Source organism: Marinobacter halodurans (assembly GCF_004327985.1).
GTDB lineage: Bacteria > Pseudomonadota > Gammaproteobacteria > Pseudomonadales > Oleiphilaceae > Marinobacter_A > Marinobacter_A halodurans.
Genome location: NZ_SJDL01000006.1, coordinates 11,868 through 37,436, shown reverse-complemented (window position 1 = coordinate 37,436; position 25,569 = coordinate 11,868). Strand labels below are relative to the sequence as shown.

The 25,569-nt window shown below is 62.0% G+C and carries 23 protein-coding genes; 5 read left to right on the top strand and 18 right to left on the bottom strand.

All coding sequences use genetic code 11. The annotated features are described in order from the left end of the window. Nucleotides 1-9: 9 nt before the first annotated feature. The 7 genes from lepA to rpoE all read right to left on the bottom strand — a co-directional run bounded on the left by lepA (nt 10) and on the right by rpoE (nt 9,196). The gene (gene lepA, locus EZI54_RS05245) at nt 10-1,809 is read right to left on the bottom strand and encodes a translation elongation factor 4 (RefSeq protein ID WP_131479776.1); all 1,800 of its coding nucleotides are present in this window, start codon (nt 1,807-1,809) and stop codon (nt 10-12) included. Nucleotides 1,810-1,951: 142 nt separating this feature from the next. Next, nucleotides 1,952-4,669, bottom strand: a complete 2,718-nt coding sequence (locus EZI54_RS05240; protein ID WP_131479774.1) for a bifunctional diguanylate cyclase/phosphodiesterase — start codon at nt 4,667-4,669, stop codon at nt 1,952-1,954. Between the two features lie 195 nt (nt 4,670-4,864). Beyond that, entirely contained in the window at nt 4,865-6,274 is a 1,410-nt protein-coding gene (locus EZI54_RS05235; protein WP_131479772.1) for a DegQ family serine endoprotease, read from the bottom strand. A 105-nt stretch (nt 6,275-6,379) separates the two neighbouring features. Further along, nucleotides 6,380-6,871 (bottom strand): SoxR reducing system RseC family protein, encoded by a 492-nt coding sequence (locus EZI54_RS05230; RefSeq protein WP_131479770.1) that lies wholly within the window; start codon nt 6,869-6,871, stop codon nt 6,380-6,382. Further along, nucleotides 6,864-7,847 (bottom strand): MucB/RseB C-terminal domain-containing protein, encoded by a 984-nt coding sequence (locus EZI54_RS05225; protein ID WP_131479768.1) that lies wholly within the window; start codon nt 7,845-7,847, stop codon nt 6,864-6,866. Before EZI54_RS05225 ends, EZI54_RS05230 begins: the two co-directional genes overlap by 8 nt. Before the next feature lie 103 nt (nt 7,848-7,950). Further along, nucleotides 7,951-8,535 (bottom strand): sigma-E factor negative regulatory protein, encoded by a 585-nt coding sequence (locus tag EZI54_RS05220; protein WP_131479766.1) that lies wholly within the window; start codon nt 8,533-8,535, stop codon nt 7,951-7,953. A 49-nt stretch (nt 8,536-8,584) separates the two neighbouring features. Continuing rightward, a complete protein-coding gene (rpoE, locus tag EZI54_RS05215; protein WP_131479764.1) occupies nt 8,585-9,196 on the bottom strand; it encodes an RNA polymerase sigma factor RpoE in 612 nt (203 codons plus the stop codon). A gap of 265 nt (nt 9,197-9,461) precedes the next feature. Here rpoE and nadB point away from each other — a divergent pair, with 265 nt between their 5' ends. The 5 genes from nadB to EZI54_RS05190 all read left to right on the top strand — a co-directional run bounded on the left by nadB (nt 9,462) and on the right by EZI54_RS05190 (nt 13,801). Next, nucleotides 9,462-11,066: an L-aspartate oxidase gene (gene nadB / locus EZI54_RS05210; RefSeq protein WP_207389152.1), complete on the top strand. Its 1,605-nt coding sequence runs from the start codon at nt 9,462-9,464 to the stop codon at nt 11,064-11,066. Between the two features lie 37 nt (nt 11,067-11,103). Then, nucleotides 11,104-11,358 carry an FAD assembly factor SdhE gene (locus EZI54_RS05205; protein ID WP_131479761.1) on the top strand — a complete coding sequence of 85 codons (255 nt, stop codon included), beginning with the start codon at nt 11,104-11,106 and terminating at the stop codon, nt 11,356-11,358. Beyond that, nucleotides 11,342-11,812, top strand: a complete 471-nt coding sequence (locus EZI54_RS05200) for a hypothetical protein (RefSeq protein WP_131479759.1) — start codon at nt 11,342-11,344, stop codon at nt 11,810-11,812. The genes EZI54_RS05205 and EZI54_RS05200 overlap by 17 nt, the downstream gene beginning before the upstream one ends. A gap of 12 nt (nt 11,813-11,824) precedes the next feature. Next, nucleotides 11,825-12,787, top strand: coding sequence for a CAF17-like 4Fe-4S cluster assembly/insertion protein YgfZ (gene ygfZ / locus EZI54_RS05195; protein WP_131479757.1), 963 nt, complete (start codon nt 11,825-11,827; stop codon nt 12,785-12,787). Nucleotides 12,788-12,967: 180 nt separating this feature from the next. Further along, a complete protein-coding gene (locus EZI54_RS05190; RefSeq protein WP_131479755.1) occupies nt 12,968-13,801 on the top strand; it encodes an HDOD domain-containing protein in 834 nt (277 codons plus the stop codon). 37 nt (nt 13,802-13,838) lie between these two features. On the opposite strand, the gene ung is transcribed toward EZI54_RS05190, so the two are convergent. The 11 genes from ung to rimM all read right to left on the bottom strand — a co-directional run bounded on the left by ung (nt 13,839) and on the right by rimM (nt 25,564). Then, nucleotides 13,839-14,579, bottom strand: a complete 741-nt coding sequence (ung, locus tag EZI54_RS05185) for a uracil-DNA glycosylase (RefSeq protein ID WP_131479753.1) — start codon at nt 14,577-14,579, stop codon at nt 13,839-13,841. Between the two features lie 4 nt (nt 14,580-14,583). After that, nucleotides 14,584-16,095, bottom strand: a complete 1,512-nt coding sequence (gene lysS, locus EZI54_RS05180) for a lysine--tRNA ligase (RefSeq protein ID WP_131479751.1) — start codon at nt 16,093-16,095, stop codon at nt 14,584-14,586. A gap of 64 nt (nt 16,096-16,159) precedes the next feature. Then, nucleotides 16,160-17,255 (bottom strand): peptide chain release factor 2 gene (prfB, locus tag EZI54_RS05175; RefSeq protein ID WP_131479749.1). Its coding sequence is split into 2 segments (ribosomal slippage): nt 16,160-17,182 and nt 17,184-17,255, totalling 1,095 coding nucleotides; the frame shifts between segments, so codons are not numbered across the junction. 66 nt (nt 17,256-17,321) lie between these two features. Beyond that, the gene (recJ, locus tag EZI54_RS05170; protein WP_131479747.1) at nt 17,322-19,073 is read right to left on the bottom strand and encodes a single-stranded-DNA-specific exonuclease RecJ; all 1,752 of its coding nucleotides are present in this window, start codon (nt 19,071-19,073) and stop codon (nt 17,322-17,324) included. Nucleotides 19,074-19,129: 56 nt separating this feature from the next. Continuing rightward, entirely contained in the window at nt 19,130-20,530 is a 1,401-nt protein-coding gene (thrC, locus tag EZI54_RS05165) for a threonine synthase (RefSeq protein ID WP_131479745.1), read from the bottom strand. A gap of 69 nt (nt 20,531-20,599) precedes the next feature. Beyond that, nucleotides 20,600-21,901: a homoserine dehydrogenase gene (locus EZI54_RS05160; protein WP_131479743.1), complete on the bottom strand. Its 1,302-nt coding sequence runs from the start codon at nt 21,899-21,901 to the stop codon at nt 20,600-20,602. 139 nt (nt 21,902-22,040) lie between these two features. Beyond that, nucleotides 22,041-22,808: a DsbC family protein gene (locus EZI54_RS05155; RefSeq protein ID WP_131479741.1), complete on the bottom strand. Its 768-nt coding sequence runs from the start codon at nt 22,806-22,808 to the stop codon at nt 22,041-22,043. An 85-nt stretch (nt 22,809-22,893) separates the two neighbouring features. Continuing rightward, complete coding sequence (gene xerD, locus EZI54_RS05150; protein ID WP_131479739.1) at nt 22,894-23,805, bottom strand: site-specific tyrosine recombinase XerD; 912 nt, start codon at nt 23,803-23,805, stop codon at nt 22,894-22,896. A gap of 87 nt (nt 23,806-23,892) precedes the next feature. Further along, nucleotides 23,893-24,249, bottom strand: a complete 357-nt coding sequence (gene rplS / locus EZI54_RS05145) for a 50S ribosomal protein L19 (protein WP_131479737.1) — start codon at nt 24,247-24,249, stop codon at nt 23,893-23,895. A gap of 25 nt (nt 24,250-24,274) precedes the next feature. Continuing rightward, nucleotides 24,275-25,033: a tRNA (guanosine(37)-N1)-methyltransferase TrmD gene (trmD, locus tag EZI54_RS05140; RefSeq protein WP_131479735.1), complete on the bottom strand. Its 759-nt coding sequence runs from the start codon at nt 25,031-25,033 to the stop codon at nt 24,275-24,277. A gap of 3 nt (nt 25,034-25,036) precedes the next feature. Beyond that, entirely contained in the window at nt 25,037-25,564 is a 528-nt protein-coding gene (gene rimM, locus EZI54_RS05135) for a ribosome maturation factor RimM (RefSeq protein ID WP_131479734.1), read from the bottom strand. Between the last annotated feature and the right edge of the window lie 5 nt (nt 25,565-25,569).

The following is a 25,569-nucleotide window of genomic DNA, read 5'->3' as shown; positions in this document are numbered from 1 at the left end:
GCAGCGTGTCTAGTTGTCGACACGCAGTACGGCAAGAAACGCTTCCTGGGGCACCTCGACGTTACCAAGCTGCTTCATGCGCTTTTTACCTTCTTTCTGTTTCTGCAACAGTTTCTTCTTACGGCTGACGTCACCACCATAGCACTTCGCCGTGACATTCTTGCGCAATGCCTTGACGGTCTGGCGGGCAATGACGTGGTTGCCGATCGCTGCCTGCAGGGCAATATCGAACATCTGGCGCGGAATAAGTTCCTTCATTTTTTCCAGAACCGCCCGGCCCCGGTGGTGGGACTGGTTGCGATGTACGATCAGCGCCAGGGCATCCACACGGTCACCGTTGATCAGGATGTCCAGGCGCACCAGGTCCGCGGCCTGGAATCGTTTGAAATGATAATCCAGTGATGCAAATCCGCGACTGGCGGACTTGATCCGGTCGAAGAAATCGAGAACCACCTCTCCCATGGGCAGTTCATAGGTCAACTGCACCTGGCTGGAGAGGAACAGCATATTCTTCTGGACGCCGCGCTTTTCTTCACACAGGGCAATCACATTCCCCAGGTGTTCCTGCGGCACCAGGATATTGGCTTCGACAATCGGCTCGCGCATTTCCTCGATGCTGCCAATGTCCGGCAGGCGCGAAGGGTTGTCGACGTACAGCGTCTCGTTCTGCCTGGTGACGACCTCGAACACCACCGTCGGCGCCGTGGTGATCAGGTCCAGATCGTATTCCCGCTCCAGCCGCTCCTGGATGATTTCCATATGCAGCATGCCCAGGAAGCCACAGCGAAAGCCGAAACCGAGGGCGTCCGAACTCTCCGGCTCGAAGAACAGGGAGGCGTCGTTCAGGGTCAGCTTGTCCAGCGCTTCCCGGAAGTCGTCGTAGTCGTCGGAACTGACCGGGAACAGGCCGGCGTAGACCTGCGGCTTGACCTTCTGGAAACCCGGCACCATGGGTGTGTCCGGCGTATTCTGGTGGGTAATGGTATCGCCCACCGGCGCGCCCTTGATGTCCTTGATGCCGGCAACGACGAAACCAACCTCGCCAGTGCCCAGCACGCCGGTATCCGTCGGTTTGGGGGTAAAGATACCCACCTTGTCCACCTGCCAGGCGCGCCCGGTGGACTTGATCAGGATCTTGTCGCCCTTGCGCAGCGAGCCCTGACGCACCCGGACCAGCGACACCACGCCCAGGTAGTTGTCGAACCAGGAATCGATGATCAGCGCCTGCAACGGACCTTCGGTATCGCCCTGGGGCGGCGGCACCAGGCGGATCAGCTCTTCCAGGACGTCCTCGACGCCCAAGCCGGTCTTGGCGCTGCAGCGCACGGCTTCGGTCGCCTCGATGCCGATGATGTCCTCGATTTCCTGGGCGACGCGGTCCGGCTCGGCCTGGGGCAGGTCCATCTTGTTGAGGACCGGCACCACTTCCAGGCCCTGCTCGATGGCGGTGTAGCAGTTGGCTACGGACTGGGCCTCGACGCCCTGCCCGGCATCCACCACCAGCAACGCGCCTTCACAGGCAAACAGCGAGCGGGACACCTCGTAGGAAAAGTCCACGTGCCCCGGGGTGTCGATCATATTGAGCTCGTATTCGATACCGTCCCGGGCCTTGTAGCGCAGGGTCACGCTCTGCGCCTTGATGGTGATCCCCCGTTCACGCTCCAGGTCCATGGAGTCCAGGACCTGTTCGGCCATTTCCCGGTCGGTCAGGCCGCCGCAGACCTGGATGAAACGGTCGGCAAGCGTGGATTTTCCGTGATCGATGTGGGCGATGATGGAAAAGTTGCGGATGTGGCTCAGGTCAGTCACAGAATCGGGTGTCTCACGTCAGAAAAATGTCCGGCGCGCCGGCACAGGGCCGGCGGCAGATTTGGGAAGGCTGATTTTACCGGTTAAGCGACGCTATTGCCATGTAGACCGTTCAGGATTTATGCAGCCGCGCGAAGTCGTCTCAATAGCCCTTGCGCTCCTGCTGCCGCACCAGGAACCCGATCAGGGCATCCTCATCCAGCGGGTAGCTGAACAGGTTACCCTGGCCCTGGGCACAGCCATTGGCGCGCAGGAAGGACAGCTGCTGGGGTGTTTCCACCCCTTCGGCGATCACCGCCAGGTGCAGCTTGTGCGCCAGCGCAATGACGGCGGCGGTCACATCCGTGGCCGTGGCGTTGTAGGGAATGTCGCGAATGAATACCTGATCGATCTTCACGGCGTGCAGCGGCAACCGCTGCATGGCCGACAGCGAACAGTTGCCGGCACCGAAATTGTCGAGAATCAGGTAAACGCCGATATCATGAAGCGCAGTCATCAGGGGATGCACCACGTCCGGCTCTTCGTTGAGCAGGTCCGAGGGCAGCTCGAGCTCCAACTGTTCCGGCTTCACGCCCGTCTCGGTAACGACCCGCCGGAACATGTCGAGGAAATTCGGATCGGTTACCTGGCGCGATGACAGGTTGACTGAAATCCTCAGTTCCCCGAAGCCGGCCCGTTCCAACGCCTGGATCTGGATACAGGCCTGGCGCAGCGCCATTTCGCCCAACCGCACGATCAGGCCGGATTCCTCCGCCAGATTGATGAACTGCTGGGCCGGCACCAGGCCGCGTTCCGGATGCTGCCAGCGCAGGAATGCCTCGACACCGAGGATACGTTCACTGTTGAGGTCGATCTTCGGCTGGTAGTGCAGGACGAAGCGATCGGCATCCAGCGCGTTGCCGAGCTCCTCCTGCTGCAACAGGCGACGGGCAGCCTGGATGTTCAGGGCCGAGGTAAAGAACTGGACGTTGTTGCGCCCCAGCTCCTTGGCCCGGTACATGGCCAGGTCCGCATACTTCATCAGTGAGGTGGCGTCTTCGCTGTCCCCGGGGATCATGGCCAGACCGATACTCACGGTCACCCCGACTTCATGCTCCCCCAGTCGCACCCGCTGGCAGAGCCGGCGCAGGATGCTTTCGGCCACGGCCAGGGCGGCGTCCGATCCGGTCACCTCCGACAGCAGGACGACAAATTCGTCACCGCCCAGGCGGGCCACCGAATCCTCTTCCCGCACGCATCCGCTGAGCCAGCCGGCGACAGTCTGCAGCAGGTGATCGCCCACGTCATGCCCCAGGGTATCGTTGATGCGCTTGAACCCGTCCAGATCCAGGAACATCAGGGCGGCGGCATGGCCACTGCGCTTGCAGCGGCGGATCACGTGCTCCAGCCGGTCGCGGAACAGCTGTCGGTTGGCCAGTCCGGTCAGGGGATCGTAGAAGGCCAGGCGGTGAAGCTCCGACTGGGCCGCCTTGAGCTCGGTCAGGTCGCGCAGGCTGACCACGACCCCATTCACCCCGGGCACGTCGGTCATGGCGGTGTAGGTGCCTTCCATATCGCGCCATTCGCCACGCGCGTCGCGGATACGGGCGTGCACCACCGGCAGGCCTTTCCCGGGCTCGGTAAGCGCCTGGTCGAAGCAGTGCTGGAGCTGGGGCCAGTCGTCCGGGTGGACCTGGTCCTCCAGTTGCAGGTTCGGGACCGTGCCTGGATCGTAGCCGAGTATCGTCTCGGAAGACGGGCTGACATACTGGGTGTGGCCCTTCTGGTCGAGGATCAGCGTGATGTTGCTGGCGCCCTCGGTAATCGCGCGGTAGCGACCGGCATTGATCTGGGCCAGCAGGCGCGAGCGGATCATCGCCAGCGAGAAGGCAAACAGCAGCAGACTGATGATGATCCCGGCCACCAGCACGATCAGCGGCCGCGGATCCGAGGCCCGGAAATCGAACGCCGGTGTCGTGTGGGTCTGCAGCAGCCAGGTGCGCCCGCCATGTTCGACCTTCTGGCTCATCTTGAAGGTGTAATCGTCTTCCAGCGAGCCGAGGTTGGAGGCATACATCAGGTCCTCCTTGACCGGCACGTCGCTGTCGTAGATGCGTACGTCGAGGAACGGCGCAATCAGGCCGACGATGCCATCCATCAGGTTGTTCATGCGGAACGCGCTGAAGACGAAACCGCGCAGGCGCATACGCCGCTCTTCCAGGATCTTCGGCACTTTATCGCCTTCGTAGACCGGAAAGTACATCAGGAATCCGGCCTGCTCGTCGTCGACTTCCTCCTGCACCAGCACCACCTTTCCGGTCATGGTGGCCTTGCCGGTGTCGCGAGCCTCCTCCATGGCGATACGGTGGGTAGGATCGCCAAACGCGTCGTAGCCATAGGCGCGCCTGTTGCGCTGCGTACTCGGCTCCAGGAAAACGATGGGATGGTACTCGGCGCGGACGCCAGCCGGATTGATCAGATAATCCGGCAGCCCCTGGTCCCGGATCCGGCGTACGAAATCCTTGATCTCGTCACCTTCCACCCGGGCGGTGTAGCCGATGCCCTGGATGCCCGGATAGTAGCGGTTGATATCCAGCTTGTTGACGTACAGGCGCCAGTCGTCACGCCCGACCAGATCGGCCACGGCGAACAGCCCGGCACTGCCGGCCAGCACCTGCTCGTAGTTCAGCAGCCGTTCTTCGATGGCCGTCTTCAACTGCATGGACTGGTTTTCAAAACGGGCCTGGGTCCGGTCCTGCACCAGACGGATGGAGAACTGCCAGGCACCGGCGGTCAACAGCAGGGAAATCAGCAGGACCAACCAGGCTATGCGAGAAGACGAGCGTCGGGCCAACTGCCCCAGGGTTACTTCCTTCGCCATTACTTCAATCCGTTGAATCGGGGCGCCGCGCCCCTCAGTCTAAAATGCACCGGGTCCCCTTGCGTCAAGGGTCATCAGGGCCTGATCAATTTTAAACCGGGGAGTATAGCAAAACCCGTAGCGCAGGGTGGCACTACGGGGCCAAATGTCTGAAAGGCAGGAACGGCGCCGGCGCGGAAGCCGGCGCCGGCAGGTTTATTTCTCGGTCTTGATGACCAGGAAGGTCGACTGGCCTTCCCGCATGACCAGGACCGGAATGGCCTTGCCCTTGGGCAGGTTACCGGCGATCCGGCGGAAATCGTCAACCGAGCTCACCGTCTCGTTGTTCAGCTTGCGGATGACGTCGTTGGGACGGATCCCCGCATCCAGTGCCGGACCGGAGCCCACGTTCTGTACCAGAACGCCATCCTTGATACCCATCTGCTGGCGCTGCTCTGCCGTCAGGTTGGCCACCGACACGCCCAGCGGTCCACCACTTACCGACGGAGACGGCTCTTCGCTGGCGCTGGCCTGGCGATCTTCCGGCAGCTTGCCGATGGTCACATCCAGCTCTTTTTCCTCACCGTTCCGCAGCACGGTCAACTCGGCCGTCTCGTTGATCTTGGTGCGCCCCACCATCGGCGGCAGATCCGACGACAGGTTAATCTGCTCACCGTTGTACTTGAGGATGATGTCTCCCGGCTGCAGACCGGCGGCTTCAGCCGGCGAATCCGGCAGCACTTCAGCCACCAGCGCACCACGCGGGCGCTTCAGGCCAAACGACTCGGCCAGGTCCCGGTTCACTTCCTGGATCAGCACGCCCAGCCAGCCACGGGACACAAAACCCTGGTCCTTGATCTGGTGGAAGACATTCATGGCCACGTCAATGGGAATCGAGAAGGATACGCCCATGAAGCCACCGGACCGGGTGTAGATCTGGGAGTTGATACCAACCACTTCTCCATCCAGGTTGAACAGCGGGCCACCGGAGTTGCCCGGATTGATGGCCACGTCCGTCTGGATGAAGGGTACATAGTTTTCCGACGGCAGGGAGCGGCCGATGGCGCTGACGATGCCCGCGGTCACCGTATAGTCGAAACCAAACGGCGAGCCGATCGCGAACACCCACTCCCCCTGCTGCAGGTCACTGGAGTGCCCCATCTTCACCACCGGCAAGTGATCAGCCTTGATCTTCAGCACGGCGATATCGGAGCGGGGATCGGTCCCGATCACCTTGGCGTTGAGCTCGCGGCGGTCGCTCAGGCGGACGACGATCTCGTCGGCTCCATCCACCACGTGATTATTGGTCAGGATATAGCCGTCTTCGGACACAATGAAACCCGACCCCATGGAATGCAGCGGCTGTTGCTGGCCGGGCATCTGGGGGCCATTGGGGCCTTCGAAGAAGCGGCGGAAAAACTCGGGCATCTGATCCAGCTGACGCTGGTCAAAAGGCATCCCCGTCTGAGACTTGGGATTTTGTGTGGTACTGATGTTGACGACCGCCGCGGAGTTTTCCTTGACCAGGCCGGTAAAATCGGGCAACTCGGCATGGGCGCGGCTTGCCAGCAGCATCATTATCGCCAGAATGGGCGCAAACCAGACTCTCAGGCTCTTTGTGGGCATACCTCACTCCAGAATTTGGTTGGTTTTACAGAATGGACACGTCTATTTTCTAGGCAGATTTTGCCGTTTCAAATTAAGGAAATGTTATGCAGGGCGGTGACTTGCTCAGGGCATCCCCAGTGGACCTGAATCCCGCATGACGACTGGCTCGGCGGCCACATGATGCAGATCAACACGCAGCAGGACCGGTTCGAATCCCGGGTGCCGGCGCCCCTGCGGGGAGCGCATGCGGAGCGCTCCGAAACCGGCCGCCAACCCAAGGACGCCTCCCAGGATCGCGGGGCCGTCCTGACCGGGCCATACGGCGGCGGCCGCCAGCGCTCCCAACAGCATGACCGACAACGGCCAGGCATACACCAACAGGGAGGCCCGTAACAGTTGCGACTCCTCAATGCCGAGGATGACCTGGTCACCCACCCGGGCCCCCAGGTCGTTGCGCACCCGCACCTGATTCGCCCGACCGTCGCTCATGCTGGCCAGTGCGCCCTGACCGCACCCCTTGCGCGCGCTGCAGTTGCCACAGGTGCTCTGACGGATGGTCTGCACCCAGGCCGCCTCGTCAATGACCGCAACCACCGTGCCGCGCTCCTCAATCATGATCGCCTCCGGGCATCACGGCGGTATCCGCCTTGGCTGCCGACTTCTCCGGCTGTTCCGGCGCCGGCTGTCGCTCGATCCGGATGGACCGGGCTACTTTGACCGCCGTTTCCGGAGGAATTTCCCCGACGACCGTCACCAGATGACGCTGGTCATCTGCGACCACCTTGCTCATGAAAATCGTCGTTGCACCGATTCGGGAAATCCCTGTCGGCATGTCCATGTTTCCTACCGGGGCAATGAACACGGAGAACGAAGCCAGGCCATCCGAAAACGCCACGGCTTGTCCGCCCGGCGGATGCGGCGCGGGTGTCGCCTGGAATCCCTCGGGATGCCAGCTGAGCTTCCAGGTCAGTTGGGGCATGGGTGGAGGCGGTGACGGTGGCTGGGCCTGTCGCGCCCCGCTGATCGCCAGCTTACGGGTCGACTCCTGGCTGGGAATGCGGAACTCGCTGTCCGGAATATCATCGGTCAGTTCCAGCATGGTGAACTGGAATCGCTCCAATACCTTGTCGTCGTTGGTCAATACCTGGCTCTTGACCAGCAGCCCGGAGGTTTTCTCCAGCCAGAGCCGGTAACGGTAACGATGGATATCTTTCGGGTTCAGGGCAATGACGACGGCCTTGTGACCGGCAACACGGTCATCGTCAAGCAGCCGGGCGGCGTACCAGCGACGGACCGGAGCCATCTTGTCGGAGAAAACTTCCGAGAAGGGCCCTGAAGGCAACATGGCGTCCAACTGGATGCGGCCGCGGGACGGGAGTATGCAGAAGACGCGTCCACCCCGGCGGATAATCTCGCCCTGGTCGCCATCCTGCATGACCAGCCGCTCCTGGACCTCACCGTCGTGGAAGCGGTGAGCAATACGCATGGAGCTGACCTGATCGCCCCGACTGTAGACGAACACACCCTTGTAGCTGGTGGCGTTCAGCGCCGGTCCCATCTGCTCCAACCAGCCTTCCGCGGTAGTCGGCATCTCCCCGGCCAGGGCCGAAGCCGACAGGACCCATGCTCCGAGACCGCAGGCCAGCCACGGGAGGATGGCGCGACGCTTATGGTTCGCTTGCCTGGCCATTGGATCAGCGCAGGCCGGTCGACACGCTGGCCACCCGGGCATAGCCCATCGAGCCATACCCCATCCCCACACTGTTATGCTGGGCGTGCTCGAGCAGATAGCGGCTCATCTGTTCCCGCTGTTCGTCGTCCAGGCCCTGCAGGGCAATTTCGGGCACCTTGGGAGCACTGCCCGCCTCATCGTTGCCGGCCCCGTCCGCAAACAGGCCCGCCGTCAGGGTGTCGGCACGGCCCTCGTCGGAAATGCTCCAATGAGCCCCGGCACCAAAACCCACCAACAGGGCCATGGAGACGGCGGCTACCGCGGACCAGCGCAGCGAGCGGCGAGCGGAGTTGGACGCCGCTGTCCCCGCTTCTTCACGTTCCGGCAAATCGCCGTCGGCATCGATAGCCGCACGAACCGCGTTACTGACGTCCACCGTGGCCAGGTCTCGGCGCTCGTCATGCATCAAGTTGCGCAGTTGCTGCCACCGCTGCCACTGTTCCCGGACCTCCGGTTCTCCGGCACGAGACAGCAGACGACGCACAGCCAGTTCATCGGCCTGGTCATCCATCATGGCTGACAGCGTCTCTCTTAGACGATCATCCATTGCGCATGCACCTCAAAATCAACAACACCGTTTCAAGTTCTGTAGACATTCAGTCTGCACTCAACATCGGGGCCAGCTCCCGGTCCACGGCATCCCGCGCCCGGAAAATCCGTGATCGCACGGTTCCAATCGGGCATTCCAGGATCCGGGCAATGTCTTCGTAGCTCAGGCCCTCGTATTCACGCAACAACAGGGCCGAACGCAACTCTTCCGGCAATCCGGAGATGGCACGCTGCATGGCTTCGTACATTTCTTCGCGCTGCATCAGTTTCTCCGGGGTCGCGACATCGCGCAACCAGTCACCGGAGTCGAGCCGTTCGGCCTCTTCAGCCTCCATGCTGCCACGCGGACGCCGCCCGCGTGATTCGAGAAAATTCTTGGCGGTGTTCACCGCAATCCGGTAAAGCCAGGTGTAGAAGGCACTGTCGCCGCGGAAGCGTTCGACCGCGCGGTAGGCCTTGACGAAGGTCTCCTGCGTGAGATCCAGAATGTCCTGGGGATCGTTGGTGTAGCGGCTGATAATGGATGCCACGCGAGACTGGTACTTGAGCACCAGGAAATCGAACGCAGACCGGTCACCACGCTTGACGCGCTGGATGAGCTGCTTGTCGGTCTGGCTTTCAGAGGGAGACTGTGGCGTGCTCTCTGTCACCGGTTTCATCGCCGTTTGGCCACCTGCATTCGGGCGCTCTGGCAGGGAGGTTACCGTGGCTTTCTCCGGGGTGCCCTCCCCCGAACTCGTACGGCAGTCCCACAGGGCCGAAGTTGGCATTCTGGATAACGTCATGCTGCAGTCCCATTCGCACTTGACTTAAGAGCCCTCTGCCAACCCTGACTTGTGGCAGGTAAGCCCGTGTGGCCAAATAGACAGCAGCCGTAAAGTTTAGTTCAATAGCGCCCTCATTATGGCCTGCGATAGCGAACAGATGCCACAGTCCCACCAATACGATGTGCTGATTATCGGCAGTGGTGCCGCCGGCTTGAGCGTCGCGCTCAACCTGCCCGGCCACATGAAAGCCGCGGTGATCAGCAAAGGCGAACTGACCAGTGGCTCCACACTGTGGGCCCAGGGCGGCATCGCTGCCGTGCTCGATTCCGGAGACAGCGTCGAGGCCCATATCCGCGACACCCTGAATGCCGGGGCCGGCCTGTGCCATGAGGACGCCGTGCGCTTCACCGTCGAGCACAGCCGTGAAAGCATCGAGTGGCTGATCGACAAGGGCGTTGATTTTACACGGGATGGCGACCAGAAGTACCACCTCACCCGTGAAGGCGGTCACAGTCACCGGCGTATTATCCATGCCGCCGACGCTACCGGTCAGGCCGTATCCCACACCCTCAGCGACCGGGTTCGCCAGTGCCCCAACGTGGAGATCCTGGAAAACCGGGTCGCCGTCGACCTGATTACCCACCGCAAGCTGTCCCTGCCCGGGAACCGCTGTGTCGGTGCCTATGTCCTCAATCTTGACGACAGTCATGTCGAGCTGTTCCGCGCGCGCTTCGTGGTGATCGCCACCGGTGGCGCCAGCAAGGCCTACCGCTATACCAGCAACCCCGACGGCGCTTCCGGTGACGGTATCGCCATGGCCTGGCGGGTGGGCTGCCGGGTGGCCAACATGGAATTCAACCAGTTCCACCCGACCTGCCTGTATCACCCGCACGCCAAATCGTTCCTGATTACCGAAGCGGTGCGCGGCGAAGGCGGTCGCCTGCTGCTGCCGGATGGCTCCAGTTTCATGGAGCGATTCGACGAGCGCGGCGAACTGGCACCGCGGGATATCGTGGCCCGGGCGATCGACCATGAGATGAAACGTCTGGGTGCCGACCACCTGTATCTGGACATCAGCCACAAGCCGGCCGACTTCGTGAAGTCTCATTTCCCGACCATCTATGAGCGCTGCCTGGCGTTCGGGATCGACATCACCCGCGAGCCGATTCCGGTGGTCCCGGCCGCCCATTACACCTGCGGCGGCGTGATGACCGACTACCGGGCGCGCACCGACGTCAACCAGCTCTATGTCGTCGGCGAAGCAGCCTTTACCGGGTTGCATGGTGCGAACCGCATGGCCAGCAACTCGCTGCTTGAGTGCCTGGTGTATGGCCGCTCCGCCGCCGAGGACATCGCCCGGCTGGACGATGAGATCCCCGACCCGCCGCAGGCACCGGCGTGGGATGAATCCCAGGTCCGCGACTCCGATGAAGACGTCGTGATCTCGCACAACTGGGATGAGCTGCGTCATTTCATGTGGGATTATGTCGGTATCGTGCGGACCACCAAGCGACTGCAGCGGGCCAAGCACCGGGCCGACCTGCTGTCGCGGGAAATCGGCGAGTTCTACAACAACTACCGGGTCTCCAACGACCTGTTGGAACTGCGCAACCTGGTCACCGTTTCCGACCTGATCATCTGTTCGGCCATGCAACGCCGGGAGAGCCGCGGCCTGCACTACACCCTCGATTTTCCCGGAGTGTTGCATGAAGCGCGGGACACTGTCCTGACGCCCACCACTTTTCGTTCCCGGGCACCCTGAGTATCCGGAACCTGCTTTTCCACCCGAGGTCGTTTTTATGGATCGTGATGTCGAATTCAAACGCCTGTACTGGCACAGCCGCCGTGGCATGCTGGAGCTGGACGTCCTGCTGATCCCCTTCCTGGAGGAGGTCTACCCGGGCCTGCCCCCGGCGGATAAGGCGCGTTACCAGAAGCTGATCGATTGCGAGGACACCCAGATCTACCAGTGGTTCATGCAGCGGGAGCGCCCGGAAGACCCGGACCTGCAGGTTATCGTCGATATGATCCTGGACCGTGTACAACCGGATTGACCTCTCGCTGCAACGCTCCACACCACTGGCGCTCATCCTGGCCCTGTCCTGGGCGATCCCCACCGGCTGTGTATTGGCGTTGCCTGCCACCCCGGCCGCCGGCCAGTTGATCGCCTCGCTGACGCTGCTGTGGATTGGCTGGGGCAGTGTGCGGCGGCTCGCCCTGCTGCGTGGCCCGAAGGGCGTCACGGGCTTGTCGCTGCGGCGTCAGCAACTGACGATTCGCGATGCCACAGGCCTGGAAGTCAGGGTGGCCGTTGCCGGCAACAGCCGACTGACGAGCCGCCTTGCGCTCTTGAAACTGCGTCCCTGGGACTCCACCTTGGGAGAGTACACGGTCCTGCTGGTGCACCTGCCTTTCTGTACGAACGTCGACCCGGATGCCTTTCGGCGCCTGCGGGTCTGGCTTCGATTTTCCGGCAGCCCATCATCCTCATTGAATCAACCGGTCTGACAGGAGTCGCCCATGTCCGATACTACAGCGCCCCACGTTGCTTCCGCCCAGCGCCCGAGCCACGCGTTTGCCACCCTGGATAACGTGCAGCTCTATCGGGTGGGGGGCAAGGATCCCCGCAAATTCCTTCATGGCCAGTTGACCCAGCACCTGGACGAAGTGACCGACACCCGGGCGCGCCGTGCCGCCGCCTGTAACCCCAAGGGCCGGGCCTATGCGATCCTGCTGCTGGTCGGCGATCAGGACAGTATCCTGCTACGCCTGCCGACGGCAATTAAAGACAGTGCCACAAGCCAGTTGAACAAATTCCTCATGCTGTTCCGGGGCACCGACATGACGCCGCAGGATGAATCCCGGATCTTCGGTCTGTGGGGGCTTGAGACCGCCTGCAGCCTGTCACCGGAGGCGACCTCCCTCGACGGCGCCGGCGATGTGCTGACCCTGGACGACGGCAAGCTGATCCGTGTCCCCGATACGGCAGAGGGCGTGCCCCGTTTCGAGTTCTGGCGCCTCAGCGGCGATCGCCTGCCGGACGCCCCTGAAGCTACAACCGCCGACTGGGCGGCGGCGGAGATCAGTGCCGGCCTGGCCGAACTGGACAGCACCAGCAGCGAAGCCTACGTCCCCCAAATGCTGAACCTCCAGCACGTCGACGGCATCCACTTCAAGAAAGGCTGCTATACCGGCCAGGAAGTGATTGCTCGCATGCACTATCTGGGGCAGCTCAAGAAAAGCCTGTTCCGCCTGTCGATAGACTCGGACCAGCCGCTCTCACCCGGTACGCCCGTGATCGCCGGCGACAAGGCGGTGGGTGAGCTGGTCAACGTGGTGGCCTTCGATGACGGACACCAGGAGGCCCTGGCCGTGCTCAAGCATGCCGCCCTGACCAGCCAGCCCTGGACGCTCGAAGGGGTTGACGGCACCCTGGCGCGCCAGCCGCTTCCCTACCCGGTACCGGAACAGGAACAGAGCTGATCCCCGGGCGAACAGCGCGAAAGCCCGCAGGCTGGACGATGAAAGCCCGTGCCACTCGTTGCGTCGCCCTTGCAGATACGTTTTGTGACGGCCCGGGCCGGATTTATTTGCTATAACTGGTCAACAACGGCGTTGCGCCCTGCTTTTATGCCAGTCACTGATGGATGGAACATCTCAACTATGGCGACGATTTCGGAAACCCTTAGAGACGATCTGACCGCTGCGATCGAGAACGACAAACTGGTGCTGCCCACCCTGCCCGAAGTGGCCCTGCAGGTACGGGAAATTGCAGAGTCAGAGGACTCTTCCATACAGGATCTGGTGAAGGTCATCAGTAACGATACCGCCCTCTCCGCCCGCCTGATCCGCGTCTGCAACAGCCCACTGTTCCGGGGCTCCCGGCAGATCGAGAACCTGACCATGGCGGTCAGTCGCCTGGGCATGGCCTACACCAGCAACCTGGCCATGGGTCTGGCCATGGAGCAGATGTTCCAGGCCACTTCCGACATGATCGACAAACGCCTGCGCGCCACCTGGCAGACCAGTACCGAGGTGGCCGGTATCTGCCATGTGCTGGCCCAGCATTACACGCGTCTCAAGCCGGACCAGGCGACGCTCGCCGGCCTGGTCCACCTGATTGGTGTGCTGCCCATCCTGCGCTACGTGGAAGACAACGAGGTGCAGATCAGCAGTATCATGCTGGACAAGGTCATCGAAGAACTGCACGCCGATATTGGTCAGCGGATTCTCAAGAAATGGGATTTCCCGGCGGAGCTCCAGTCCGTCCCGGCCGATTTCACGGACTTCAAGCGCGTCGTCTCCAAGGCCGATTACGCCGATCTGGTGATGATCGCCAACCTGCAGCTGGTCGCCGGCACCGAGCATCCGTTCACGGAGCTGGACTGGAACACCATCCCCGCGTTCGAACGTCTGGGCCTGGATCCGAACATCGACATGAGCCAGGAAGAAGACCTGAATGCCGAGATGGAAGCGGCGATGGCGCTGCTTCAGTAAGTCGGCACAGACGCCAAACGCAAAAAAGGCCGGTAATTCACCGGCCTTTTTTGTATCGCGCGATCAGCTCTTCCTGATTGGGCAAGCCCCAGTCGATGGGTGGCCGCCCCTTTTCCACCAGCCAGTCGTTGGTCTGGCGGAAATGACCACAACCGAAGAAGCCGCGGTGCGCGCTCAGCGGAGACGGATGCGGCCCCTGCAAAACGAGATGCCGGTTCCGATCGATGATCCGCCCCTTCTTCTGGGCATAGCTGCCCCAAAGCAGGAACACCACGCCCTCACGCTCGGCGTTGATGTGCTCGATCACGCGGTCGGTAAAGTGCTCCCAGCCCTGCCCCTGGTGCGCGCCGGCCTGGCCCTGCACAACGGTCAACACCGCGTTGAGCAACAGCACCCCCTGATCGGCCCAGGGCTGCAAACAGCCATGATCCGGCGGATCGATGCCCAGCTCCGCCTGGATTTCCTTGAAGATATTGACCAGTGACGGCGGCGTTCTGACGCCCGGTCGCACACTGAAGCACAGACCATGGGCCTGCCCCGGACCGTGATAGGGATCCTGCCCGAGAATGACCACCGACACCTTGTCGAAAGGCGTCGAGTTCAGCGCGTTGAAACAGTGCTGCCGGGCCGGGAACAGCGTCTTGCCCGCCTGCTCCTCCCGGGCCAGGAAGTCAGCCAGCGTCTGCATGTACGGCTGCTCGAACTCGTCACCAAGACGTTCGAGCCAGCCGCGGTCGGGCTTGAGCTGCTGTCGCAGGGCTTCGGCCGCCGGGTTCATGGTCTCAGGCCTTTTCCGGACGCATCGCCGGGAACAGGATCACGTCCCGGATGGACGGCGAGTCGGTCAGCAGCATGGTCAGCCGGTCGATCCCGATGCCCTCCCCGGCCGTCGGCGGCAGGCCGTATTCCAACGCAGCCACGTAATCCTCGTCGTAGAACATGGCTTCGTCGTCGCCGGCCTCTTTCTCCGCCACCTGCTCGCGGAAACGCTCGGCCTGGTCCTCGGCGTCGTTCAACTCCGAGAAGCCGTTGGCGATTTCGCGACCACCGACGAAGAACTCGAAACGCTCGGTGACAAACGGGTTGGCATCCTTGCGACGGGCCAGCGGCGACACTTCCGTCGGGTACTCGGTGATGAACGTTGGCTGCATCAGGCGATGCTCGACGGTCTTCTCGAAAATCTCAATCTGGACCTTACCCAGCCCCCAGCCTTCCTTCAGCGGAATCCCCATATCGGACGCAATACGACGGGCCGCGTCGGCATCCGCCAGATCTTCGGCCGTGATGTCCGGATTGAAGCGCAGGATGGAATCGAACACGGTCAGGCGCTCGAAGGGCTTGCCAAAATCGTATTCCACGGTTTCGGTTTCGCCACCGGCCAGAAGGCGCGTGTTGGTGACGGTCGTCGACTTCAGGACTTTCTCGGTCGCCTCACGCAACATGGCTTCGGTGTGATCCATCAGGTCGTTGTAGTCCGCGTACGCCTGGTAGAACTCCAGCATGGTGAATTCCGGGTTATGCCGGGTGGACAGCCCTTCGTTGCGGAAGTTGCGGTTGATCTCGAACACCCGCTCGAAACCGCCCACCACCAAGCGCTTTAGGTACAGCTCCGGTGCGATACGCAGGTACATGTCCATGCCCAGCGCATTGTGATGGGTGATGAACGGACGCGCGGTGGCACCGCCGGGAATCGCCTGCAGCATCGGTGTTTCCACCTCGATGAAGTCGCGTTCGGCGAAGTAGCTGCGGATGCTGTTGATGATCTTCGAGCGCACTTCGAATACCCGGCGTGAATCCTCGTTCACCATCAGGTCGACGTAACGCTGGCGATAGCGCATTTCGGTGTCGGTCAGGCCCTTGTGCTTCTCAGGCAGCGGTCGCAGCGACTTGGTGAGCAGCTTGTACTCATCCATCATCACGTACAGGTCGCCCTTGTCAGACTTGCACAACTTGCCTCGGACACCAATTACGTCACCTCTATCCCAATGCTTGGTCGCCTTCTGCACTTCCTTCAGCGCATACACTTGGATGCGGCCCGTATAATCTTCCAACTCTTTGAAGAACTTTCTATCGAGCATCATGCGACCGGCAACAGATACAGTAACGCTCAGCTTTTCCAATTCCGCTTTTGACTTATCGCCGTAGGCCTTCTGCAGCTCGGCCGCCGTGCTGTCACGGCGAAAATCGTTGGGGAAGGCGTTGCCCTGCTCACGCAATTCGGCCAGCTTGGCACGACGCTCGGCAATGAGCCTGTTCTCGTCATGCGTTACGGCGTTGGGGGTCTGGTCTGTCATGATCTCTCGCTAACGTGTTCAGGCCCGGCGGCTTGATGCACCGGGCCCGCGGTTGGTTTGCAGATTAAAGGGCCATCTTCAGGCTGGCTTCGATGAACTTGTCGATATCACCATCCAGCACGGCCTGGGTGTTGCTGGTTTCCACCTTGGTACGCAGGTCCTTGACCCGGCTGTCATCGAGGACGTAGGAGCGGATCTGGCTGCCCCAGCCGATGTCGGACTTGGCGTCTTCCTGCTTCTGCTTTTCGGCGTTGCGCTTCTGCATTTCCAGTTCGAACAGCTTGGCCTTGAGCTGCTTCATGGCCTGGTCCTTGTTCTGGTGCTGGGAGCGTCCGGCCTGGCAGGCCACCACCGTGTTGGTTGGCAGGTGGGTCAGACGCACCGCCGATTCCGTCCGGTTGACGTGCTGACCGCCGGCGCCGGAAGCCCGGTAAACGTCAACACGCAGGTCCGACGGATTGATCTCGATCTCGAAGCTGTCGTCCACTTCCGGCGACACGAAGACGGACGAGAACGACGTGTGACGCCGGTTACCGGAATCGAACGGCGACTTGCGCACCAGACGGTGCACGCCGGTTTCGGTCCGCAGCCAGCCATAGGCGTACTCGCCCTGGATATGGATGGTGGCACTCTTGATACCGGCCACTTCCCCTTCCTGCAGCTCGACGATGTCGGCCTTGAAGCCACGGCGTTCCGCCCAGCGCAGGAACATACGCAGCAGCATATTGGCCCAGTCCTGGGCTTCGGTGCCGCCGGAGCCGGCCTGGATATCCAGGTAAGCGTTATTCTCGTCCATCTCGCCGGAGAACATGCGGCGGAACTCGAGCTTTTCCAGATCCTTGTCCAGATCGTCCAGCTCGGCCCGGATATCGTCGGCGGCCTGTTCGTCCTCTTCTTCCGCCGCCATCTCGATCAAATCCTCGGCGTCGGACAGACCACCGGTCAGGCGATCAATAGTCTTTACGATCAGTTCCAGGTTGGCCCTCTCCTTGCCCAGACCCTGGGCGCGCTCCGGGTCTTCCCAGACGCTGGGATCCTCCAGCTCGCGCTCTACTTCGACCAGTCGTTCACTACGCTGATCGTAGTCAAAGATACCCCCTAAGCGCTTCAGTGCGCTCCCGGAGATCCTTGATGGTGTTCAGTATCGGATTGATTTCCATGTAGCATCCATTTGACGAAAAGAATAAATCGGACACGCAGCCGTCGATGCCGGCAGGCCGGGCATTTTACCGGACTTCCGTCCCGAAATCAGCCGGCTCGATGTAGTCCACCAGCAGCTGCAACTGGGTGCGTCCGCGGAACGTGTTGGCATCCGGCTTGTAGACGATCCGGGCGCCGGTGCGGGTGAAATCCGGGACTTCGGCTCCGGTGTTAAACGCAATCCCATCGATCACGGCGCCGCCCCCCTGGGGTCGCAGTACCATCTTGAGATGCTTCTCACCGACGATGCGCTGATTGATGACTTCGAACTCGCCATCGAAAGCGGGCTCCGGGAAATGCTGCCCCCAGGGCCCGGAGCGCTTGAGGGTGTAGGCGGTTTCCAGCGTCAGCTCGTGCGGTGCCAGCGGGCCATCGGTGGTGATCGACGCTTCCAGGGCGTCGGCGGTAATGGTTTCACGGACCACCTGATCGAAGGCTGCTGAAAAGGTCTCCAAGCGGTCCGTGCCGATCGACATACCCGCCGCCATGGCATGGCCGCCGAACTTCTTCAGCAGTCCCGGGTGGCGGGCGTCCACCGCGGCCAGCACGTCGCGGATATGCAAACCCGGAATGGAACGAGCCGAGCCCTTCAGCAGCTCACCGCCGTCATCGGGAGCAAAGGCAATGACCGGGCGATGGGTCTGCTCCCGGATCCGCGCGGCCAGGATACCGATCACCCCCTGGTGCCAGTCCGGATCGTACAGCGCCAGCCCCCAGGGCAAACCTTCGATGTCCAGGGACAGCGACGCCAACAGCTCCTGCGCCTGCTCTTTCATGCCGGTCTCGATGTTCCGGCGCTCCCGATTCATCTGGTCAAGCTCCGTCGCCAGGCGACGCGCTTCCTCCCGGGAATCCGCCAGCAGGCAGGCGATCCCCAGGCTCATGTCATCCAGCCGGCCGGCGGCATTGAGGCGCGGTCCCACCACAAAGCCGAGGTCGGTAGCGCTGATCTGCGTATGATCCCGACCGGCCACTTCCAGCAGGGCCAGGATGCCGGGCCGCGCTTCACCCTGACGGATGCGGCGCAAACCCTGCTCCACGAAGATGCGGTTGTTGTGGTCCAGGGGCACCACGTCGGCGACGGTGCCCAGCGCCACCAGATCCAGCAGGCAGCCCAGGTTCGGTCCCTTGCCCTCGAACATGCCCTGTTCCGCCAGATGCCGCCGTAACGCCGTCAGCACATAGAACATCACACCGACGCCCGCCGCATTCTTGCTCAGGAACGGACAACCCTTCTGGTTGGGATTGACGATGGCATCCGCATCCGGCAACGCTTCGCCTGGCAGGTGGTGATCGGTGACGACCACACGAATGCCACGGCGCACGGCTGCGACCACACCGTCCACCGCCGCAATGCCGTTGTCGACGGTAATCAGCAGATCCGGCAGCGCCCCCTCTTCCTCCAGGCGTTCAATGATGCCCGGCGTCAGTCCGTAGCCATCGGAGAAGCGGCTGGGCACCCGGAAATCCAGGGAGGTGGCGCCCATCATCTGCAACCCGAGCATCGCCACCGCCGTGCTGGTGGCGCCATCGGCATCGAAATCGCCGAGAATCAGGATGCGCTGGTGCTGGCGGATGGCATCAGCAATCAGGGTAACGGCCCGCCCGATGCCTCGCAGGTCAAACGGTGACGCCAGCTCCCGCAGCGTATAGTTGAGCTCGGCCTCGGATCGAACCCCTCGAGCCAGGTAGAGCCGCTTGAGCAAGGGAGGTAGGGCCTGGCCCCAGTCTGAAGGCTGGTCCGGCAGGGAACGCCGGACGATTTTGCGTGGCGTCATAGTGTTGGTTTCAGACTTATGAATGCAATGCGGCCCCATCAGGGGCCGCTCGACGATCAGGCGTGTTTCCAGTGAGACCCGATGAAACCCTGCACAGCATCGAGGTCATCGTCCAGCACCGTATACCGCTCTTCCCGTTCAAACAGATCGGCCAGGTGGTGCGGCAATGCCGGCTCCACACCGACACCGGACTGCTTGACGGCATCCGGGAACTTGGCGGGGTGTGCCGTACCGAGGGTGATCATCGGCACCGCCGGATCGCGACGGCATGCGCGTGCGGCCTTCACACCGATTGCGGTGTGCGGATCGAGCAGGTACTCGTTGGCCTCGAAGACCTCACGGATGGTGTCGCAGGTTCCGGCATCATCCACAGCAGCACTGTCGAACAGCTTGCGCGCGTTCTTCCAGCGATAGTCTTCGATGCTGACCGGCCCCTGCTGGGCCCGCTCGAGCAGGTCACGTACGGCATCGCCGTCACGCCCGTGCAGGTCGAACAGCAAACGCTCGAAGTTGCTGGACACCATGATATCCATACTCGGCGACAGCGTGTGTTCCAGCTTCTGCTGCTCGTAGCGATTCCCGCTCATGAACCGGTGCAGGATGTCATTGCGGTTGGTGGCGATCACCAACTGGCTGACAGGCAGCCCCATTTCCCGCGCCAGGTAACCGGCAAAGATATCGCCGAAGTTACCGGTGGGCACCGAGAACGCCATGCTCCGATCCGGGCCGCCCAGTGCGAGTGAGGCCTGGAAGTAGTAGACGATCTGGGCCATGATCCGCGCCCAGTTGATGGAGTTGACCGCCACCAGTTGGGTCTTGCCCTTCAGGAACGACTGGTCGCCGAAGCTGGCCTTGACCATGCGCTGGCAGTCGTCGAAGTTCCCCTTCACGGCGATGTTGTGGATGTTATCCCCCGTCACCGTGGTCATCTGGCGGCGCTGTACCTCGGAGACACGCTGGTGCGGGTGCAGGATGAAGATATCCACGTGCTCGCAACGACGGCAGCCTTCGATCGCCGCAGAACCGGTATCGCCGGACGTGGCGCCCATGATCACCACGTGCTGCTTGCGCTTCTCCAGCACATAGTCGAGCAGACGGCCCAGCAACTGCAGGGCGAAATCCTTGAACGCCAGCGTCGGACCGCGGAACAGTTCCATCACCCATTCGTTACTGTCCAGCTGCACCAGCGGCGCGACCGCCTTGTGGGTAAACTGGCTGTAGGTGTCATCGAGCATGGCGCGGAAGTCATCCGCCGGAATCGCATCCTCGACGAAGGGATACATCACCCGGAAGGCCAGCTCGCTGTAGGACAGCCCCCGCCAACTGCGGATTTCCTCCAGGCTGAACTTCGGCAGGGACTCGGGGACGTAGAGCCCACCGTCGGTCGCCAGGCCGGTCAGGAGAACGTCTTCAAAACCCAGGGAAGGTGCGCTACCGCGCGTACTGATATATCTCACGATCAAATCCTGTCAGGGGTGGCGGTGCCTGTTCCGCCACCCGAATTACCGATGGACAGCCGCGCTGTCTCAGTTGAAGTTTTCAGCCCGGATACGCACCACTTTTTCCTGGATATCGGACAACGCCTCCAGGTCCTCGATGGCGCGATTGATCTGCCGCTCCTGCACCGTGTGGGTGAGGATGATGACCGGAATCTTGCCGTCTTCCAGCTCGGATTCCTTCTGCATGATCGACTCGATGTTGATGCCATGCTCGCTCAGGATGGAAGCAACCTTGGCCAGCACACCCGGGCGGTCAAGCGCCTGGATCCGCAGGTAATAGGCGGACTGGATATCCTCCATCGGCAGCACTTCGAGGTTTTCCAGGGCGTCCGGCTCGAAGCCCAGGTAGGGCACGCGCTGCCGGCTTTCGGCCGCCACGCTGCGGGCCACATCGACGATGTCGGCGATAACCGCTGAAGCGGTGGCCTCATCCCCGGCGCCCGGGCCGTAGTACATGGTCTGACCAACGGCGTCGCCGTCCACCAGCACGGCATTGAGCACGCCGTCGACCTGGGCAATCAGGTGACTCTGCGGTACCAGAGTGGGATGGACCCGCAACTCGATGCCGTTTTCACGGCGCCGGGCGATCCCCAGGTGCTTGATGCGGTAGCCCAACAGTTCGGCATGGGCGATGTCGTAGGGCGTGATGCGGGATATGCCTTCGGTGTAGGCGCGCTCAAACTGTAGCGGCACCCCGAAACCGGCCGAGGCCAGGATGGTGAGCTTGTGGGCCGCGTCGATGCCTTCCACGTCGAACGTCGGATCGGCTTCCGCATAGCCCTTGGCCTGGGCCTCCTTCAGAACCTCGTCGAACGCACGCCCGGCACGCATTTCGGTCAGGATATAGTTACCCGTACCGTTGATGATGCCCGCGATCCAGTCGATGCGGTTGCCGGCCATGCCCTCACGTATTGCCTTGATGACCGGAATACCGCCGGCAACACCCGCCTCGTAGGCGACGATCACGCCCTGCTTGGCAGCCGCCTCGAAAATCTCGTTGCCGTGGACGGCAATCAGGGCCTTGTTGGCGGTGACGACGTGCTTGCCATTCTCGATGGCGGCGAGCACCAGTTCCCGGGCCACGTCGTAACCGCCAATCAGTTCCACGACGATGTCGACATCATCGGCCCTGGTCACTTCGAAGATGTCGTTGCTGAAAGGGATATCGCCAAGGTCAATATCGTCGCGGCGCCTGCGGGACGCCACGCGACTAATTCGGATCGGACTCCCCGCCCGACCGGCAATCAGCTCCGCATTGCGCGTCAGCACATTGTATGTACCGCCACCGACGGTTCCCAGTCCGCAGATTCCGACTCTGACCTCTTTCAAGCCTGTACCCCTGATCCAGATGAATGTCACGGGAGGCCGCGACACAAACGCAGCCCCAGCGCGGCAAGTTTATACCGATTGGCGCCCGAAAAAAACGCTCGCGGCCTTATCCTGTGATCTGTCGGGAATCAGGCCGGATTCAGAGGATGCCCAGTCCTTTGGCAAGCTGGTCGGACGGCACATAACCACGCACCATGCGACCGTCTTCGAGAACGATGGCCGGTGTCCCGGTCACGCCGACCTCGCCGCCCAGGCGGTACTGTTCCAGCACCGGATTGTCGCAGGTCTTCGATGGTACGGCGTTGCCCGCCTTGGCATTGTCCATCGCCTCCTTGGGGTCGTCCGAACACCAGACGGAGACGTACTTGCGGAAGGAAGGTGTGTTCGGGCCGGTGCGCGGATACGCCAGGTAGTGCACGGCGATCCCCAGCTCGTTGAGCCGCGGGACCTCCTTGTGCAGCTTGCGGCAGTAGGGGCAGTCGATGTCGGTGAACACGTAGATGTCCGCCTTGGACTTGCCCTTGGGCGAGAAGGTAATCATGTCAGCCGGATCCACCTTGGCGATGCGCTCGGCGCGTGTCTTGGCCCGGGCCTTCTCCGTCACATTGTCGAGATCGCCCTGATCGCTGACGCGATACAGATCACCGACAAAGAAATACTGGCCGTCCGCCGTCGAATAGATCATGTCGGGATTATTCGTCGAGACCGCATAGAAACCATCGATATCCGACGGCGCCACCTGCTGCACCTGCAACCCCGGGATGGCCGACTCCAGGCGCTGGGTGATTGCGGATTCCACATCGGCGGAACCGGTCTTGCCGGCCGCCTCGGCGATGGATACGGCGGCCAGGCTGGTCAGCACGGCCAAACAGGTGGCCAGCAACCGGCCCGGGAAATTCTGTCTCATGAAGCCTCTTGAATATCGTTGGTACATCGGGATTGTGGACAACAATACCTGCTGAAAGTTCGCCGCACCAGTCCGGTCGCCCGGATCAGCCGCGGGGGTGATGCTCGCCATGCAACTCCTGCAGGCGCTGCCGCGCTACGTGGGTATAGATCTGGGTGGTCGACAGGTCGGCATGGCCCAACAGCATCTGGACCACGCGCAGGTCGGCGCCGTGATTCAGGAGATGGGTTGCGAAGGCATGGCGCAGGGTGTGGGGCGAGAGCTTCTTGCGGATACCGGCCCGGCTGGCGTACAGCTTGATCCGATGCCAGAAGGTCTGGCGGGTCATGGCCTGGGCCCGGTTGCCCGGGAACAGCGCATCGGCCGGTCGCTGGCGCAGCAGCTCACCGCGCGCCTCGCGCATGTAGCGGGACAGCCAGTCGAGGGCTTCTTCGCCCATCGGCACCAGTCGCTCCTTATCCCCTTTACCGGTAATCCGGACTACGCCCTGGCGCAGGTTGACCTGATCGACAGTCAGGTTGACCAGCTCGGAGACCCGCAGGCCACAGCCGTACAGAATCTCCAGCATGGCCCGGTCCCGCAGCTCGATGGCCACCGACGGGTCCGGTTCAGCCAGCAGTTGCTCGACGTCCTGCTCCGACAGGGTGTCGGGTAAACGCTTTGGCTGATTGGGACTGTCGATACGCAGGGTGGGATCCTCGCCGATCACCCCCTCACGCAGGAGAAACCGGTAGAACCGCCGCAATCCGGAAAGACGACGGGCGGCCGTCGACGCCCGGGTTCCGGCCGCCATTCCCTCGGAAATCCAGGCCAGCAGGTTGATACGGCTTGCGTCTTTCAGCGGCGGATGGCCGGGCTGCTTCTCCAGCCACGCCGACAGGCGGGCCAGATCGCCGCAGTATGCCTCCCGTGTCCGCTCCCCCAGCCCAAACTCCAGCCAGAGAGCGTCATTGAACCGCCGCATCAGGGCGAGATCGTCTTCACGACACGTCGTCATGGACCACTACCCGCAAACGCAAAAAGGCAGCCCCGTAAGGCTGCCCCCTTGCTGCTCGCATAAGTCACGCTGCAATGGCCGTGACTCTTAGTTGAGCTTTTCCTTGATACGGGCCGCCTTGCCGGACAGCTCACGCAGGTAGTACAGCTTGGCCTGACGCACATCGCCGCGACGCTTCACGGAGATGCTGTCGATCAGCTTACTGAACGTCTGGAACGTACGCTCGACACCGACGCCGTATGAAACCTTCCGCACGGTGAAAGATGAGTTAAGGCCGCGGTTGCGCTTGCCGATAACCACCCCTTCGAAAGCCTGCAGACGCTCACGGTTACCCTCGGTCACGCGGACCTGAACCACGACGGTGTCACCCGGACCAAACTCCGGGATTTCCCGGGTCATCTGTTCCGTTTCAATCTGACTGATGATGTTGTTCTTGCCGCTCATCGTTAACTCCTGAATACCCAATCTATCAATGCCCTGATGACCCAGAGGCACCCGGTTCGTTCAAAGCCTGCTCCAGCAGCTCTCTCTCTTCATCGGAAAGCTGCCGCCTTTCCAGCAAATCGGGGCGCCTCTCCCAGGTCCGCTTCAGCGACTGCTTCAGCCGCCAGCGCCGGATCTGCTCGTGATGCCCGCCAAGTAGGACCTCCGGTACCCGCTGCCCTTCATAAACTTCGGGGCGGGTGTAATGCGGACAGTCCAACAATCCATCGGCAAACGAGTCCTGCTCTGCCGACTGCGCATGGCCCAGTGCGCCCGGAATGAAGCGGGTTACCGCATCAATCACGGCCATTGCAGCCAGCTCCCCCCCGGACAGGACAAAATCCCCCAGGGACACTTCGCGATCGACCTCCGCGGAGATCAGCCGCTCATCCACCCCTTCGTAACGCCCAGCCACGAGGACCAGTCGCTCGGCGCCGGCAAGTTCCTCAACCAGTGTCTGGCTGAGCGGCTCACCCTGGGGTGACAAGTAAACCACTGTTGCGTCGCCGCCTGCCGCAGCCTTGGCGGCATGGATAGCGTCCCGCAAGGGTTGAATCTTCATCAACATGCCCGGGCCGCCGCCATAGGGGCGATCGTCGACCGTTCGGTGCCGGTCGTGCGTGAAATCCCGGGGATTCCAACGCTCCACCGTCAGCAGCCCATCACGGACCGCGCGACCGGTGACGCCGTATTCCAGCACCGCGTCGAACATGCCAGGAAACAGGCTGACAGCGCCAATCCACACCGATCAGAACTCCGGATCCCAATCGGCAACCATCACACCGGCGTCCAGATCGATCCGCAGGATCACCTGATCGGGCAGATACGGAATCAGCCGTTCCCGGTTGTCCATCGAATCCGCCGTCGGTCGCACCACGATGACATCGTTGGCGCCCGTTTCCATCAGATTCTTGACAACACCCAGGCATGCACCACCGGGCGTCTCGACCCGCAAGCCTTCCAACTGGCGCCAATAGTATTCACCCGCCGGAAGCTCAGGCAGGTCCTCTGTCGGCACAGTGATGTCGAGGCCACAGTACGAGCGGGCGACATCCCGATCATCTACACCCTTGAGCCGGACAACAATGCCGGGCCCATGGCGCTTTCCTTCAGACACTTCGAGGCGAATCCGCTTACCGCCCTGACGGACATGCCAGTTGCGATACTCGAGAATGCCTTCCATGGGGGCGGTGTAGGAATAGACTTTCACCCATCCCTTAACCCCGAAAACCGAGGTGATGCGGCCGATCACAGTTTCCTGCGATTGTTCTGCCATACATG